The 17,052-nt window shown below is 39.9% G+C and carries 14 protein-coding genes; 2 read left to right on the top strand and 12 right to left on the bottom strand.

Going from position 1 to position 17,052, the window contains the following annotated elements; all coding sequences use genetic code 11:
* Positions 1–569: 569 nt before the first annotated feature.
* From AAG747_RS28510 to AAG747_RS28475, 8 genes are all read right to left on the bottom strand, one after another.
* Entirely contained in the window at positions 570–1,232 is a 663-nt protein-coding gene (locus tag AAG747_RS28510; protein ID WP_346824674.1) for a hypothetical protein, read from the bottom strand.
* Between the two features lie 76 nt (positions 1,233–1,308).
* Complete coding sequence (locus tag AAG747_RS28505; protein WP_346824673.1) at positions 1,309–2,121, bottom strand: alpha/beta hydrolase; 813 nt, start codon at positions 2,119–2,121, stop codon at positions 1,309–1,311.
* A 135-nt stretch (positions 2,122–2,256) separates the two neighbouring features.
* Positions 2,257–3,147, bottom strand: coding sequence for a LytTR family transcriptional regulator DNA-binding domain-containing protein (locus AAG747_RS28500; protein ID WP_346824672.1), 891 nt, complete (start codon positions 3,145–3,147; stop codon positions 2,257–2,259).
* Between the two features lie 183 nt (positions 3,148–3,330).
* Positions 3,331–3,732 (bottom strand): GNAT family N-acetyltransferase, encoded by a 402-nt coding sequence (locus AAG747_RS28495; RefSeq protein WP_346824671.1) that lies wholly within the window; start codon positions 3,730–3,732, stop codon positions 3,331–3,333.
* A 705-nt stretch (positions 3,733–4,437) separates the two neighbouring features.
* Positions 4,438–5,070 carry a hypothetical protein gene (locus tag AAG747_RS28490; RefSeq protein ID WP_346824670.1) on the bottom strand — a complete coding sequence of 211 codons (633 nt, stop codon included), beginning with the start codon at positions 5,068–5,070 and terminating at the stop codon, positions 4,438–4,440.
* A gap of 68 nt (positions 5,071–5,138) precedes the next feature.
* Positions 5,139–5,834, bottom strand: coding sequence for a helix-turn-helix transcriptional regulator (locus AAG747_RS28485; protein ID WP_346824669.1), 696 nt, complete (start codon positions 5,832–5,834; stop codon positions 5,139–5,141).
* A 189-nt stretch (positions 5,835–6,023) separates the two neighbouring features.
* Positions 6,024–7,277, bottom strand: coding sequence for an acyltransferase family protein (locus AAG747_RS28480; RefSeq protein WP_346824668.1), 1,254 nt, complete (start codon positions 7,275–7,277; stop codon positions 6,024–6,026).
* Between the two features lie 445 nt (positions 7,278–7,722).
* Entirely contained in the window at positions 7,723–8,262 is a 540-nt protein-coding gene (locus AAG747_RS28475) for a GNAT family N-acetyltransferase (RefSeq protein WP_346824667.1), read from the bottom strand.
* Between the two features lie 244 nt (positions 8,263–8,506).
* Here AAG747_RS28475 and AAG747_RS28470 point away from each other — a divergent pair, with 244 nt between their 5' ends.
* A complete protein-coding gene (locus AAG747_RS28470) occupies positions 8,507–11,782 on the top strand; it encodes a DUF2339 domain-containing protein (RefSeq protein WP_346824666.1) in 3,276 nt (1,091 codons plus the stop codon).
* Between the two features lie 234 nt (positions 11,783–12,016).
* Here AAG747_RS28470 and AAG747_RS28465 read toward each other — a convergent pair whose 3' ends face one another.
* The 4 genes from AAG747_RS28465 to AAG747_RS28450 form a co-directional block, all read right to left on the bottom strand.
* Positions 12,017–12,946, bottom strand: a complete 930-nt coding sequence (locus tag AAG747_RS28465) for a DUF5996 family protein (RefSeq protein ID WP_346824665.1) — start codon at positions 12,944–12,946, stop codon at positions 12,017–12,019.
* Positions 12,947–13,074: 128 nt separating this feature from the next.
* Positions 13,075–14,016 carry an AraC family transcriptional regulator gene (locus tag AAG747_RS28460; RefSeq protein ID WP_346824664.1) on the bottom strand — a complete coding sequence of 314 codons (942 nt, stop codon included), beginning with the start codon at positions 14,014–14,016 and terminating at the stop codon, positions 13,075–13,077.
* A gap of 347 nt (positions 14,017–14,363) precedes the next feature.
* The gene (locus AAG747_RS28455; RefSeq protein ID WP_346824663.1) at positions 14,364–14,969 is read right to left on the bottom strand and encodes a histidine phosphatase family protein; all 606 of its coding nucleotides are present in this window, start codon (positions 14,967–14,969) and stop codon (positions 14,364–14,366) included.
* A gap of 192 nt (positions 14,970–15,161) precedes the next feature.
* Complete coding sequence (locus AAG747_RS28450; RefSeq protein ID WP_346824662.1) at positions 15,162–16,091, bottom strand: proline dehydrogenase family protein; 930 nt, start codon at positions 16,089–16,091, stop codon at positions 15,162–15,164.
* Between the two features lie 44 nt (positions 16,092–16,135).
* Between AAG747_RS28450 and AAG747_RS28445 the strand changes: the two genes are divergently transcribed.
* Positions 16,136–16,621 (top strand): Lrp/AsnC family transcriptional regulator, encoded by a 486-nt coding sequence (locus tag AAG747_RS28445; RefSeq protein WP_346824661.1) that lies wholly within the window; start codon positions 16,136–16,138, stop codon positions 16,619–16,621.
* Positions 16,622–17,052: the final 431 nt, after the last annotated feature.

Below are 17,052 nucleotides of genomic sequence, written 5' to 3'. Positions count from 1 at the left end.
ACTATGGTAATTCTCCATAAATGCTGTAATGCTATCCATATCAGTCTGGTTTTTTTAGACTAATATCAATCAACTGACCGTATCTTATTTACGGGGTGGCAGCTTTACGGATAATCATTAAAATAAAAGTAAAAAAGCAAATAAGAATACTTGCAAAGATGAGAATTCCTATACCAAGGTTTCTGAGCATTTTCATAGCGATATGAACATTATTTCGTATTCGTTTTCTCAGATGGGAAACGATATAACGGAGCCTGGTGTGTGATTGTAATTTGATAGATCAAACGTACCATTGATTTTATCGCTCTTAAAGTTAACTACGTTCGCAAGGTATGCAAAGATTCCATTATTTTTTTCAGAAGAAGTTAGTAGGTGTGATCGTCTTGCTTTTTCAATACATAAAAAATGTATCATCCACCTACCGGATGATATACTCCTGTTTCTGTTGTTTCAAGTTTGTCAAAAATACCCTTTCCGGGTAGGTCGATAATGTTTAACCTCCTACAAATTTCATCTATTGAAGGGTAGGGGGGGAATGCTGTATTTTCCAAACCAAAAACATTAAGCTTTTATTCAATGGCCAGGGAGACATTGGCACCCAGGAAGATTTTTGCATCCTGGTCGGTAGGTCTCGTTCTTCCACTGTCCAAATAGCCTTTTAAAGAAGCGAGGGCAAAAATGCTGAGGTGAACGTTGTTTAATTGGTAACCAACACTTTGTGAAACACCATAATTAAAAAAGGTATATGTATTCGTGAATTCTTCATAGAGGTTAAAGCGATCGAAACGCAATCGTCCGTCCGACCGGAGGTTTGTAATTCCGGCAAAAGGCTCAATACCCAAAAAAACGCCACAGGCCCTGAATGGATAATAAATCCATTCGGAAACGAGATAGCCACTCAAGTCATGGTTGTACCCCTTTACCCATGTTGAAAGTTTGTCCGTTTCCTCATCATAGTAGTACTGCACAGCCAGACCTGTATACCCTTCAAAATGCTTTGTCTTGAACCATCTTTTTTTCCATTTTACAAGTAGCCCGCCTCCATGGACCGGTTTGTTGAAGGGATCAAATATAATGGAAAAATCCACCTTACTATCAGACCAAAAAGTAGCCTTGCCGGTTTGGGGACTTTCCACTTCTTCTTTTGAGTAGCTTTCTCCTTGTTCTCCAGCCCCCTGACAAAAGGCATTGAACGGAATGAACAGAATAAAGAAAAAGAGATATTTGTACATATGGAATGAGGTTGATTAAATGATCATTTGGGACCGGACTGCCGGTTCGAAAAGAAAAGATATACCCGGACAGAAGTTACTTTTTGCGGATAAAAGAAAACCCCTTTTCAAAGCTTACAATAGGGCTGTTCTTATGCGAAATATTTTTCAATTGTTCAAAATCAAAGGAAAAATCCTTGTAATTTCTGCTTCCTAGTTTCCGGGTAAAGGCTTGAAAAAAAGTATTCATAGTGACCCCCTCAAGGTCGCCCATACTCATATAGAGTGACACTTTTAAGGAGCCATGGCTTAAATGATATTGTTCTTCCATGTCAAAGATGTACCCGTCAGCCCACCACAAACTCGGACTTGCACAAATGATGTGATCAAATGGAGTACCGGTAGTTGGTTGTAACATCATATACATTGAAAAATACCCGCCCAATGAATGGCCAAATAAAGTTGCTTCACGGGTTTGAATATGGAGTTGGTTTTCGATGTACGGTAATAGTTCATCTTTGAGAAAGAGAACAAATTGATTGGCTCCTCCGGAAGACGAATAGTTAGGGTCTCTTGGAAATGAAAAATCTCTTTCTCTTTTATTCTGATTTACATAGTCAATGCCAATTACAACCACATCGGTTGCCTGCAGTGATTCGATAAGATCCGAAACCTCCCGGAAATAGGCGTTACCATCCAGCAAATAAAGGATATGGTAGGCCTTTGAGGTATCGAAGTTTTCAGGGTAACGTATATGTATGGTATACTTCGTAGCTGTATAGGTAGATGTAATATGAGAAAGCTTGTAGCGATCAATATCCGAAAAATCCTCTTCATGGCATCCGGAAAGGAATACAATGAGACTGAATAGAAGCCCAATCTGTGAAATATTTGCACTGAATATTTTCATTTCGAACGCTCTTTATTAAATGATTATCCGGTGCAAACCAATACTAAATGCGTTCAAAAGGGAAGCAAAAAAAGCCGAATGGTGTGAAATGTCCCCTTTTTGTGATGAACTGACCGTGAGATATTATCCGTTTTTTTACTCTACATTTCTCAAGGCCTCGTTGAATTGTTGGAACCGGCTGCGGGCTACCGGAACACTGTCTTCTACCTGATCAAAAAAGAGCTGGTAATTACGAGCGTTTCCTTGTGTATGCCTGATCTCCCTGACATTGACGATATAAGAGCGATGCGTCCGGATGAGATGAGGGAAACCTTGGAGATCTGCTTCGAGGGTTTGTAGAGAAGCCCGGTAAATCTTTTTGAGTACTTCCTGGTTTTGCCGGAGAAAGAGCTCAATATAGTTGCCTTCCGACCGGATAAACAACAATTGATTTACCTCAAATTGAATGATTTCCCCTTTGTTGCCGGAGGGTATCGAAACGACTTTGCATTCTTCGGTTTTTTCTTTCTTATTTAGTAAAGTCTCTTTTAACTGCTGATTATGCAATTCTACTTGTTTTAAGTTTTCCTTCAGCTTAAGGGTATAATCTTTCCAAATGACCAAAGAAGTAGGGACCAATCCGATGATAAAAGTCGTAAGAAACATATTCAAAAAAAGCTCTAAGGAGAGAAAGGTGGAAGGACTTTTTGACACCAAGATCAGAAAACCATAATTAGAAAATAAAATGAACAAAAGCAGAAGCACCAATATTCCGAATTCTTTGGAGACCGTCCAGTTTTCTTTTTGGCGAACGGGAATACAATATCTTGGGAAAAGCTCAAAAATGATCAAAATATTAAGGGCCGTAATCAAGCCGAAAAATACGGAAAGGGAGCGTTTTGACTGCCACAAGTAGCGGTCGATTTCATCCGAATCGGCAAGTACCGCATTGAGTAATCCTACAAATAAACCAATCGCCAAAGCATGGGTAATATTCCTTCTGAAGGAGTGATGAAAGGGATAAGGTTGTTGCAAAAATTTGAACATGAATGAAATTTGACAAGTAATGACTTTGGGTAGATGTTAGTAAAAAAATTAAATAAGCCTCGATTCGTGAAGTTGAAAGATCATTCATCGAGCCACAAGCGGCAAAAATAAAAAAGGAGTTGCAAGATGAAAAAGCAAAGGTTTGGTGAACGTATGGAACCTGTTTGCCAGAAATTTGATAAATTAAATTTCACGCTGTATGATAAAAGCCGAATCGATTCTGTCCATGCCAATGGAGGTGTAGAATTCCATGGCACCCGGTGAAGATTGCAATATGAGTTTGCACTGATCACCTGCTTTTTCTTTGGTGAGTTCTACTAACTTTTTCCCGATGCCTTTTCGTTTATAGTCATCTCTAACAGCCAAATCGGAGAGGTAACAACAATAACAAAAGTCGGTGAGCGACCTGGAAATACCCACCAACGTTTCATTATGCCATGCCGAAATGACCAGGTTCGCCTTTTCAAACATTTTGGCAATTCGCTTTGTATCATGTTTCTCCTTGATAGGAAAGTAATCCGAATGGTTAAACAAATCGATGAGGCTTGGCGTATCCGGAGTAATTTGTTTGTAAGTAATTTCCATAATGAATTGATGGATTTCGGGTGATGAATCTTCTTTACCAGTACGCTAAGAAGTGGTTATATGTTTGGATACTCTCTCTTTTACAAAAAAAGAAAATTTCAAGCTACTATCTAATGACTCGCCCTGCCGGATCTTGAACTATGTAGGGCTACTTGCCCTTCCGGTGAAGAGCCCCCTAATTATTACCAAAATGTATTTTACTCGCCTGGTGAATTCTCATTTTCTATGTGGAGGGTTAAAATCCTTTCTTTTCCTATCCTCAGTAATTTAGGCGAAAGGTATAGAAAAATATACTGAATCGCCTTTTGTATATAAATAATAGTTGCTCCCTGCATATTTTGAGGTAATTAAGGGTTTGACGGCTGATTTTGAATGCCAAATCATGACACTGGAACGGTGTCGGACATCGTCAACCGGGTAAAGGCCATAAGAGGTACTCTCCGGCTATGATCATATTGCCGGCAGGATGGGCGTCCGGTTGTATAATACACCAACAGAGGAGGATGAATGTGAAAGAGGCTTTTTGTATCATATTCACAAAATGGGAGGTAAAATTTGTGAGCAAAAAATTAGGGAAAACCCAACCGCTTGTAATGGACGATGAAGGTACGGAAAATTTATGCCTTTACGGAATGTTTTTCAAAATCAGCCATCTGCAATCTTATAAAAGCGGCCTGGGTTTTATCCCCAAACCGCTCAGTGAAATTATGCAAGGACATACCAAAAATCCAAGGCCATACTTTGCGGGTCAGCCATGTCCAGTAGTGGCTGGCACACAGGGTTGCCTATGTAGCCATTGCAAATTTCCTTGGTTTTCCACAAGGTTTTGCCAAAAGTCACTTCAGAAAAGAAGTTTTCATCGATAGTGCCGATAAAGTGTGCTTGTGTGTTATCAAAATTGTTTAAATATTCCTGTTCAATGCTGTCAGAGATGCGGGTTAATTGCGTAGCATCATTGAGGTCTTTCAGGGCAAAAGTGCCGCATTCCACACAGGAAAAGTGTTCCGGTATTTGAAAATTCTCTTTTTCAATTTGATGAAAAGTCATCCGGATGCTGTCCATCTCAATCAAACGGAAGAAGTTATTTGCCGCTTGATTTTCATGAACGGCTTTTTTCAGTTGTTTCAGGCTTTCCATATCTTGTGCTAACAAGAGGTTGGCGTATTCATTGGCAAAATTTCTGACCAGGCAATGAAAAATGACCCCTTCCTGTTGATGCAAAAAAGATGATTCAAATGCAGACACTGCGGCCATCAACTCATCATCCGTGATATTTTCTTTTTTCTTAAAGGAGGTAAACTCCATCGCCTTCGGGCTGTTTTGGTTTACTCTAATCATCGTGATTTTTTGGTTAAAAATTGAAGATATGACGAAAGTAAACCGGGCAAGTGACAGCTGTCTGTCAACTAGGGTTGAGAATATTTTCCGGCTTGCTGCCGAAAGTAGCTATTCAGGTTGAAATCTTCCTGAAAGGTGAATTTTTCGGAAGTCGTTTCAAGTGTTAACACCCTGTCCAGCCGAAATTCTCTTTCCGATTTGCGAAGCTGACAATAGGCAATGAGTACCCAGGCCACTCCGGTAAAATAGATCGCCAGCGGTTCCACGTTCCGCGTGGTCATCTCATCTTTTGAAATGGAGTGGTAGCCGATGCGTAGAGCAATGGTATTGACAATGGATTTTTGAATGATTGACAACCATTCGCTTTTGTGTTTTTCTTTGGCAGAAAGCCCGATTCGTCCTTCCAGTTTCTGCACGTTTTCTTTTTGTGAATTACGGAGGATGGCTTTGATTTTAATCAATAAAGATTCAAAGTCCTTTTTCAGAGATTGGTCGCCTTGGGTTTGTAGAAGTTTTTCGGAAATGAGCAAGGCATTAGCCTCCTCCTCGGTGATCATCAAGGGAGGAAGTGAGTAACCTTCTACGATGAAGTAACCGACTCCGTTTTCCGAACCGATAGGGACCCCGGCTTCTTGTAGCGTCCGGATGTCCCGGTAAACGGTCCGCAAGCTCACCTCAAACCGCTCTGCAATTTCCCGGGCAGTCACCACCTTTTTGGATTGCAGGTGGATTAAAGTTGCTGTTACCCTGTCTAGTCTGTTCATATTTTCCTACACTGATGCTGTAAACTTCGGCTAAGATATGAAAGGATAGGGGAAAGGGCGAGGCCATATATAAATCTCCCGGCTTTCTATAAGGTCTTGAAAACAATACCGGAAGTGACAAAATGAGTTGTTGCTTGTATTAGGTTATCAATGCAATGTACGACTCTTTGCGCTTGTTTTTTCGAATGTTCAATCACTTACTTTTTTCATATAATAGTTTGTATCGGTTGCAGCCTTTTCTCTTGCAGTGTCAGTCAAAGGTTTCAACCCGAATAGAAACCGGGTTAGGTTGTTTGTTTGAATGACTTTGTAAAGTAGAATGGAAACCGGAATAGCGGTCAATGAAATGATCAGAAATTTTGCAAACATACTGAGAGGCAAACCCACAATATAATAACCAAAAACAATAATCAGCGATTGATGTAATACATAGATCGGCAGTATGCTACTATTAGCCGGAATTAAAATTGAATGTTTGAAATTCATCAGCTTTGCAAAAAGACCGAGAAAGAACAGAATCCAACTGATGGCGATGAACATCGCACAAATACTGATGCCGACATGGAACCAGGTGAAATCGGGATATAAATAGGCCTTGACCATGCGGTCGCCAAGCGAACCGGCATAGATGAAAATGCTTGAACTAACTATACCCACACTTAAAAGTAGAAACATTCTTTTTTTGACGATTTCAATGAAGTCGGGGTCGGTCATAAATATAAACCCGTATAAGAAAGGCCATATATATACAAAGAAATCGGCCCAATCCGTATATTCTTGAAATATTGGTTTTAGCAAAATTCTACAAATGATCATCGGTAAAACCAACACAAATACACCGGCCTTTGTGGACATGACAGCCTTGAGCCAGCCAAACGTAATTTGTCCCTTTTGTATCCCTTTTAGCAAAGGCAGTGTCAATAGTGTCATGGTAAAAAGAAAGGGTAAATACCAAAGATGTGTCCCCAGGTGACCAAACCACAAGAGCTGACTCAACCCCATATCAGCACCGAGTTGTTGTGCCGGATAGGCCATCAAGAAATTGAGGTAGTCCCCGTTAAAACCCTTGAACATCACCCATTCGTAAAAGCGTTGGGGAGGAATGATGACCAATGCACCGAAAATGAAGGGGATGAGTAACCGTTTGATCCTATCTTTTAAAAATTCTCCTTTTCGTGCCCGTATTGCCAGCCATGTGCCGGCGCCCGATACTAAAAATATAAGGTACATCCGCCAGCCGTGAGAAAAAAAGGTCAGGTTATCAAAGAAAATAGATTGTTCTTCATTTTTTATAAGCCATGGAAAATGATCGAAAGGTCTCCAGGAATGAAACAAAAATAAAAGGCCAAAGGCACTTACTCTCAGCCAGTCCAAATAATAGAGTCTTTTATTACGGGTTTTCATATTTACATAGGGAGGGTTGGACAACCGGGGTGTTTGCATGAAAAACAGGTAATTATCTTTATCGGCTAGAAGTTGACCTTGCCAGAAAGGGACAGATTATTACTCTTTCTTTATGTGATGGCCCTTAACCCATGTGAACAGCTGTGGTAGTGTAATACTCCGGAAATACAGGAAAGTCAATTCCTTTTACTTCCAATGTGTAGCCAATAAGGTGCAATCCCAAAAATATCAGGAGTGCAGCCATCACATAATCACCGACACACTTATTCGCTTTGTTAAATACAAAAAATGTCAAAAAAAGGCTTGAACGGCTCCTGCAATGAAAACAAATTCCATGTTGAAGATTTAAAAGAGTAAGTTTTTAGTATGTTAAATTAATGATAATCAGTTAATTGGGTAAATTTAATGTATTTTTTATAAATTCAAAACGAAGTAGTTGCCTTTCTTTTGAATGTGTTTTTTACCAAAAAACATGTATCTTATCTTAATTTATGCTTTTGATCATTCTATACATCCCTCTATATTCTTCTTTCATTCGTCCAGAAGAAAATTTAAATCTATTGAATTTTACAAACCCCTGTTTTTCATAGAAGTTGATCGCTTTTTCTTGACTGTCCATTACTTCAAGCCATAGGGGTAAGGAATGCTCTTTACAAAATGCATCTTCTACCCATCGGATTAATTGCTTGCCAATGCCTTTTCCTTGTAGTGCAGGCGAAATATAAATCCGCTGAAGCTTTACCATGTCATTGTCGTTTGCCCCAGGAACGTTTTCGTTTGTAATCACTTTGAGGATGCCATTCGTCTCCTTTTTGTACTGAATGAAGTAATAATAAACATCCGGATTCATTATTTCTGCCTTCAGGTTTTCTTTTGAATAGATATCCGTTAAGTACTCTTCGCCTTTATCCATCCATAAGTGACTATACACAGGAGGGTATATTTCTTTCATCAATTGGAGTAACTTGCCCTGTTCTGATAGCGAAATGGGACTGAGAGAAATATCATTTAGTAATTGTATCATATGATTTCGATTGATTCACAACGGTTTGGTACATACGCAGTAGTAAACTTTTACGGCAAGTTTTCTTTCGACAATTAAAAGCTTTTGCAAAACAAGTTTTTGGTTTAATCGTATACACCTAAAGTTTTGTGAAGTAATACAAGATAAAAGTATAAGAATATTTTGTAAATGAGGCAATGATAGGTTGTTTGTTTACATCAGAATGGATATCTTTTTAAGATATTGGACTTAATTATGATCTGTAATGGGTGAACTGGAAAGGCTAAAAAAGGATTTTGAGTTGTTTAGAAGGGAAGTAGAACAGAAAATGGAAGAGTTTGAAGAGCGCTTCCATACTTTTGACCTACAGGCACCGGATAGCCCTATGGTGGAAGAGGAGCCTGAAAGCTTCCAAACCCAGTTTATTCCGGGTGTACGGCCTGAAGTTATCCCTGAATCTGTTCCGGAAGAAACCGTTGAAGAACAGGAAGAGAAACCTGCTTTTAATCCTCCTCCTTCTGTTATTACACCCCCAACGCCTCCGCGCAAAAAAGAAAAACAAGGCCCGAGTGCCTTGGAAAAAGTCTTTGCTGCGGCATTGAGTATCGTTTCTCCCGTTTTCCATGATTTGTTTGACTTCATCGGCAAAATATACCTGCACTACAAAAAAGAAGACAAATTGCCCGTGTTTTTCATGACGGTAGGAGGGATTGTTGCGATCTTATTGGGTTCGGGATTTTTGTTACAATATGCTTTCTCTACCTATTTTGTCAATTTGCCGGAAAGCATCAAAGTGGGAAGTGGTTTTGCTCCGACCTTTGCCCTTGGCTGGTTGGGTTTGTTTTTATACCGCAAAAAAAGTCTGTACCAGGAGTTTGGTTCCGCCTTGGTAGCGCTTTCCATTATTCTGAATTATCTCATTATCTACTTTTTGGCTGCGATGGCAGCCGGTACGGGGCAGGTGCCTTGGTGGGAATATGTACTGATTATTCTCAATACAGGGCTGGCTTTAGGTTTTGCTATTTGGATGGAAACCAGGGTGGTAGCCGTGCTGACTTTATTGGGAGGAGTATTTTGTCCGTTGTTTGTACAAACGGAAAGCATACCTCTTGTTTACTTTGTGTACTTGTGGTTTTTGAGTGTTTCAGTCGTGTGGTTGAGCCAAAAAATTCAATGGGAGCGGTTGCGTGACCTGATGTTTGTAGTCGTCACACTCACTTTGGAAGGGGTCTTTTGGGCCGGTTATACTCAGGTAGATACTTTGACCCAGGTGGTATTTTTACATCTGTTCATTTACCTTTTCTTTTATGTGCTTTTATGCGAAAAGGGATTTCGGTTCAAGAAATCTCTGGAGACCAGGGATGTGGTTTGGCTGGCTGGTTTTGTAGTGGTATTGCTGTTTGGGCTTTACCAGCAGTTTGAATTTTCAGCCTTCTCTAACAGTCTGGCAATGGTGTATTTTCTGAATGCCCTGCCATTTATCGCCCGCACTGTGATTGGTAGAAAGCAGATGGAGAATATTTTGTGGCTGGTTTTTGTAACGGTTTCCGCTACTTTGTTGGCATTGGCAGGAGCCATTTGGCTGGACCGGTCACTGATCAATTTATTCTGGGCTTTAGAGGCTCTTATGCTGTTGTACATTGGCTTTTTGTACAAAAGCAACACGGTGCGCAAAGAAGCTTTTTTCCTGTTTCTGTTAGCCATTGCACAAAGTTTTGATACCGTTAGCGGACTTTTTATCACTTGGCCTTCTTTGAATTTTGAGTGGATGTCTTGGGTTTCCATAGTAGGATTGGCACTGATTGCTAATTTGAACGTAGTGTTGATAGGGAGAATGGAGCAGGAAATAATAGAGGGAGAAAAAACACGGGTGTCAATTTATCAGGAAATAGCCTGTATATTGACTCCGTTTGCCATGTTATTGCCACTGTATGCGTTTTTCCCTGTTTGGTTCTTTTATCCTGTAGTACTGCTGACAGCCGCTCTTTTTGTGACGAAGGTCTACAAAAAAGCTATATGGGGAAGGTTCCTTTTGTTATGTCTTTTCGGATGGACATTGTTCCATACCTCTGTCACAGTAGTCGATACGATCCGTTATGCCGTCTGGGATGAACTTTTCGATTTCCAAAGTTCTTTTGCTTTTGTAGGCATTCCTTTCTTTTTATTGTTACTATATGGTATCCGGAATAAAGTCAGAAAAGGGAAAAAAGCTCGTCTAACCATTCTGTTGAATATTTCCTTACTCTATTTTGTATTTGATTACATATTGATAGGGTACTTCTTCCTGGGTGAATACGTTGCCAACTTTGCCTTATTGGTGGCAGTATTGTATTTGTTGCTTGGCAAATGGCTTCAAAATAAAATTGCCAGTGCACTTGGGTTTATCGTATTCGGATTATTATTCTTGGCGGTGTGGGATTCTATCCTGTTAACGGGAGCCTATCATTTTTCTGCACAGACGCTATATGGTAAAATTGCGATGGTTGAAATTGGAGCAGCCTTGTTCTTATTACAAAGTTTGAATACCGGTTATTTAAAACAATCTTTATACGAGAAGCCCTTCGCTTACCTGAGAGAGTTATTTTACTTATTGATTCCTGTTATATTTTTGAGTGCTGTCAACCGGAATTTTCCTGAATACCTCACTTATGCTTTCTGGGTCTCCATCATCTTTCCATATGTACTGCGCGAAATCATTAAAAAGCGCTCTTTGGTGTGGGAGTTTTACTTGTTATTGGCTCTGGCTACCTATTATGCCGTCCAAAGTGCCGAAATATACGTTTTTGTAACAGGCTTGCTCGTTGTATTTGGGTTACATTTGGCGAAGAATGGCTTTGGTAAGAAAGGGCATAAACACGCTACCTGGAAGTGGTTTTTCAGTTACAATATGTATTTTGTGGGATTGGTGCTAATGTTGGGAGGTTTTGAATTTGTCCGGGACTTGTCTTTCGGATTTGTACTTACGGGCCTTTATTGTTTGTTATTACTGGATTTCAGAAAACATATTTACCCCATCCGTACGCATTTCAAAGTACTGTATATATTGGCGATTACATTTGTGATCTTGGGTTGTTTGGGTGCATACCTGCAATCTCCTACCTACCCTTGGCTTGTGGGATGTTTGTTGATTGGCAATGGAGTGATGTTTGCCCGCTTGGTTTATACAAGAAAAGCCTTGTTTGTGAATCAGTTGGCTGATAAAACATGGCATTTCCATTTTATCCTCACCCAAGCTTACCTCATTTTGCTCTACACCAGTTTTATTGAGATCCTATTTGATAAGCACTTTCATACGATCCTGACGGTATCCTTGGTGGCACATGGGATTATTCTTTTGTTTCACACCATGAAGACAAAATACAACTTCGTGAACAAGGTATATATTCCCATCTTCATCGGTGTATTAGTAAAACTCTTCTTCCTGGATTTGAAAGACTTTATGTTGGTTCAAAAAGTCATCGTATTCATTATCATTGGTGTGTTATTGCTCGGTTCTTCTTATTTGTTTTTGAGGTTAAAAGAGAGGCGGGTGAAGAAATAACCGAGTACGTACATATAAGCATTTTAGGAAAGGGTACTTATCTTACTTGATAAGTACCCTTTCATGTTTTTTGTCCAGGAGAGCAAAACCGCATTCTACCGCATATTTTTAGCCCGGTCTCGCTTTTAGAATTTGACTACTTCTAAAATAGTTGTTTACTAAATTAAAAACAGGACCGGTGACAAACCGCACTCTTCACCTTAAGTCGATAGCATTGAATGTTCTGTAACAACTTTACAATTCCGAAAGTGCTTTTACTCTCAAAGCTTCAATGTCCCAATTTGCTAATTTGGCCCCTGCTTGGTAACTGCTTTCAAAAAAACTGAGTAAAGCCTCCCGGGGATTCTTTTCTTTGCGCAAGTTTTCATAGGTATAAAATGCCATGGGACTGTCATTGCTATCTACCCAGATGGCTCCTTCGGGGCTTAAGGGTTCCTTGTCCAAACCATTGGGAGAAGGATAGGTATATGCATAAAAAGCAGGTTCTTGGACAGTTTCGTCTCCGGCCCAAAAGCCAAAGCTGATTACTTCATGGGAGTAGGCATCCTTATCGGAGAGCCTGGCCCCGGGGTCCAATGCCGGACATTGATTGCCGGAAAAACGGGTAACTGCCAAGTCCATATGATGCCAATATAAATGCACCGGACAAGTTTTGCCATAGAATCTTCCGCTAAACTCTTTCATCACACTATCTACCCAGCCTAAAATTCTCCAAAATCGCTTCACATAAGTGATATCGTAGTGATTATATTCGGTTAAGTCTTGAAACCGTTTCTCAACGCCCACATCAAAGGGCTTATCCACGATAGTAGGCCGGCAATGGAATGAATCAAGAGAATGCATTAATTTCTGATAGATATCAGCCACACTAATCCCTTCCGAAAGGGGAATGATCTTTTCCTCACCTTGGCTATTATTTATCTCCAATTGACTTTTATGTACATTTAATACGATTTCAAAACTATTAAAACCATCTTCGTAATAAACCGGCCCGGTAGTGATTCCTTTTGGCGAAAGGTATTCGGTGACGTACCACCAATGGTTTTTCCGGGGAGTCATTTTCAGCCTTATTTTACCGATAATTTGTAAAATAAGATGTAAGGTCAATTTGGTGGCTTGCCACTCGTGCAGAGGTAGTTCCGGTAAGGTTGTTTTATCCGTCATGACAGTTTAGTTTTCAAATATCATTTTCATTTTTGGTAAAACAAGAGCGAACACTGCTTAGTTTGGTGGCAGCAAAAGCCGGGCTTCTTTCACTGTTAAAATTAGTGTGGTCTAAATTTATAGCCCCATTAAACCGGCTTGACCGGAATGCAAAAGTCCACTATAAATTTACCCGCTTTAGGGGCTTCGGGATAGGTTTCAAAATAAGGTTTGTCATCCGGCTGGTATCCGCTCTCCGGAAACCATTGTCCGTAAATCCATTCCCAAGCGGTTGAAAAATCTTGTTCGGCCAGTTCAAAATGACAAATGGCATATCGGGTAGATTCGATTTCCATTTTGCCAATTTCCCCTTCCACTTTCGTTTCGGGTGGAACCGTAATGCAGAGGCTCATTCTTTGATTATCATTCAGTGCTACATTAGGATTATCGTGATATACGACCAAATAGTTGAAATCTTTTCCTCCCAACAAACCTCTTGCCCCCGCCCAGGCAAACAATTTGTCTCGATGGTGTTGGTATTTCTCTTGATTTCCGTTGTACGGTCCCATGCTTCGAATATAGGCAACGGTCATTTTCGGAAGTACTTTTACTTCCACTCCTTTGTTGATTTTCATTTTTGTCTTCCATTTAAATGTTTGTAAATCAGGACAAAAATACATGCTTGGTTTGTCGTACGGTTGCTTTCCCTTGCGCTTCAGTTGACTTATATTGCTATGTTGCAACTTCTCTTTTCTATATTGGGAAGCAGGGATGTCAAAATGATTTTTGAAGTTTCTTGAAAAGACCGAAATATCCGAGAAACCACATTTATAGGCAATTTGAGTAATCGGTTCAGTTGAGTTTGCCTGTATAAGGGAAGCTGCTTTTTCAAGGCGAAGACGCAAAATAAACTGAAAGGGAGTTTCTCCAACAAGGGAATGAAAGATCCGGTTAAAATGAAATTTGGAAAAATTTGCCACCGAGGCCAATTCTTCCAAAGTCATTGACTTTTCTAGATTTAACTCTATATAATCAAAAGTTTTATTAATCCTGAAGATATATTCGGAATTGACTTGCCTGGACTCATTCATTACCTGAAAGTGGATTTGAGTGAAAGATAACGGTGAAGATAGAAATAAGCCGGCTTATGTAGAAAATTCAGGCAAAACAAAGTGTAATACCTCATTCGATGAATTTTTCTATTTGCTCAAATAAATGATAAAACCCTTTAACGTTTCTGGCATTTTGATCGGGATAGTTAAATCGGGACGTAAATCCTCCGAATTGTATTAGGCCTTTTCGTATTAGTATTGAAGTGAATTAACCTTTTTCTTTTTTTTGAAATGTTTCAAAAACGCCTCCTCTGTGTTACTTTTTTCAACAATAGCTTTGGCTATTCTCTTCAAAAAGTGCCTTGAAGAGCCGGTTTTGATTCCATTTACCCGTTCAATAGAGTAAGCGACCTGTTTTTAAACAAATCATCTTCCTGTAAGATAGAGATACTTCCCGGTTGGAGTGCATAATTGATATACCCCATACTTTCAATACCTACTTTTTGAAAGGCTGCGATAAAGAAAGTAGCGGCAAAGCCGTGAGTAACCACCAAAACATCCCCTGCTTCTGTCATGATTTCATTGACAAATTCTGTGATCCGGATGGCGACATCTCTCCGGGATTCTGCCCCCTCACAAATCCTATGGTCCATGCGTTCCCCTTGTGAATTTACAGGAGTCATGATTCGGTTGTGCTTTTGCTGATTCATTCCTTCATGACTGCCAAAAGACATTTCGCGTAGACGCTTGTCTAAATTTGGTTTTACACCGGAATCCTTTAGTAAAACCTTTGCTGTCTGTACGGCCCGTTGTAAGTCTGAGGAATAAACATTCAGTTGGTCAAGCTGAAAGCCATATCCGGTGATTTTTTGTAGTAAGGATGAAGCTTGTTGCTCCCCATTTGAAGTTAATGTCGAATCGTACCATCCTCCAACCTTTCCTTCAATGGAGTGAGAAGCCTCAGCGTGCGTCACCAAACAAATTCTTTTCATTTCTTTCAAATCGTTTTTACAAAGCTACTCTTCCGGATGGTTTTAAAAAATACTTCAAGCTAAGTTACCATCTGAAAATTCTGATATCACTAAAAGGCATTAGGGAATGTATTCCAACACAAATCCACTAAACCCTGTAGTTTCAGTAAAAAAAAAACAGGGTTTTAGTGGAAAACACAGGGCAGGTTTTTATTACCCATCCACGATATCACTTATTGCTTGGAAAATGCTGGGAGGGTATTCTGCGATCCGGTTGCAAAGATACAAATACCATTCTGTACCATAGACGATATAGATTCTTGACGGATGTAGTTGGTTGAGTGAGAAAAGCTGTTCATTTTCGATTCCCAAAAGGCCTTCGAATTCATAGTTCGAAGCATTTGGGAGGGTAGCAATGAATTCGCTTACTTGGGTTTGGATGTTCGGATCATGGGTGGCAACGGAGCATTTGTGCCGGGTTTCCAACAGGCTCCGGACGAAGTTTAAATATCGCTCATCCAATTCTTTTCCCCGTTTGAAAGACTCCCCTTCAGGAGTTGCAAAAGCTCCCTTAACGACCCTGATTTTTCCGGCATAATTCATTAATTCTTTCAGGTCATCTTCCGAGCGGTGTAAATATGCTTGCAAAGTAATGCCTAAATGGGAATACTGCTTTACCGTTTCAATATAGGTATTCATCACATCATCCGTTCGGTCAGTACCTTCGGCCGAAATGATGACTTCCACTCCTTGTTTGCATATTTCCTGAAGGTTTGAAAGACCTAATTCCCGGTCTACCGTTAAGCCTATATGTGATACATCGAGAGAAATGGTACAGTTTCTTTTGTCTTTTTTGATTGCTTCAGCCAATTTGATAAATTCCTGAGTCACCGTGTTGGCCTCTTCCTCCGTTCGAATACTTTCGCCCATAAAATCCACCGTACAGGCAACATCCAAAGTATTTAACGCATTGACTTTCGCCATTGCCTCCGCAAGTGTCTCTCCGGCTATATAGCGATTAGCCGCTTTTTTAAACAGTGAAAACAGTTGTTCGTTTTGAAGGAGATAAGACTTGGCATTTTCATTAAGTGCCGCTTTCCTGAGGGCATTTGCTGCCGAGTTCATTGATTTTTCGATGTCCATGCGTATATGATTTTGTAGCAAAGTTAGCAGATCAAATACGGATTATGCCTTGGAAACAAAGGCTGTATGGTATATTTGCCTTTGATTATAACTATTATTTTATGGATTCTATCAGTATCAAAATTCTCAAAGAGCTACAGAAAAATGCCAGGTTATCTTTTGCCGAGATGGGGAGAAATGTAGGACTATCAGCACCGGCAGTGGCCGAACGGGTTCAAAAAATGGAAGAGCAAGGCATCATCGAAGGGTATGGGGTAAGGATTAATCTTGAAAAAGCCGGTTTCCCGATACAAGCACAGATTACCATCAAAACAGCTACCCATGATTTCAAACGGTTCATATCAAAGTTGGACAACTTTCCGGAAGTGTTTGATTGTGTAAAAGTAACCGGTGAACATTGTGCATTTCTGAAAGTGGCCGTCAAAAATAACCAACACCTGGAAGACTTGATCGACCGGTTAACAGAATACGGCCACCCCAATACCTCCATTATCCTGTCAAGCTATACTCAAAACCCAGCGATAGAGTAGGAGCTTTTTTTAAGGATGGAAAGGGGGCACTCAGGGTAAAGTGATGTACCGTATTCACCTATAAACATAGGAATCACCTTTGACGGCATGGAACGTCCCGCTGTACCAGTTTTCAAATGTCCGGTAGATTCCTTCATGAGACAATAGATCATTGATATGAGAGAACAAGCCTTAATTTCTGGTATCAGTAAAACTGAATTTCATTCAATGGAGTAATAGGTACTTACTTTTTGGAAGTGATTTCAATGTAAGAATTAGCTCTTCTATGCATATGTAGCAACGCGTTATTTTTTCGGAAGTACATTGTTATGCCTGTTTTGTTTCAAAATTAATAAGTATTTTAGGTTACAAAAAGCATGTGAGTTTACTTTGTTATTAGTAGAATTAATTTTTTGATAATTCTTTTTTTACCGCTTTATTTGCATGGTTTT

This window comes from Rapidithrix thailandica (assembly GCF_039710355.1).
Classification (GTDB): domain Bacteria; phylum Bacteroidota; class Bacteroidia; order Cytophagales; family Flammeovirgaceae; genus Rapidithrix; species Rapidithrix thailandica.
This window is presented reverse-complemented; position numbering and strand designations above follow the sequence as displayed.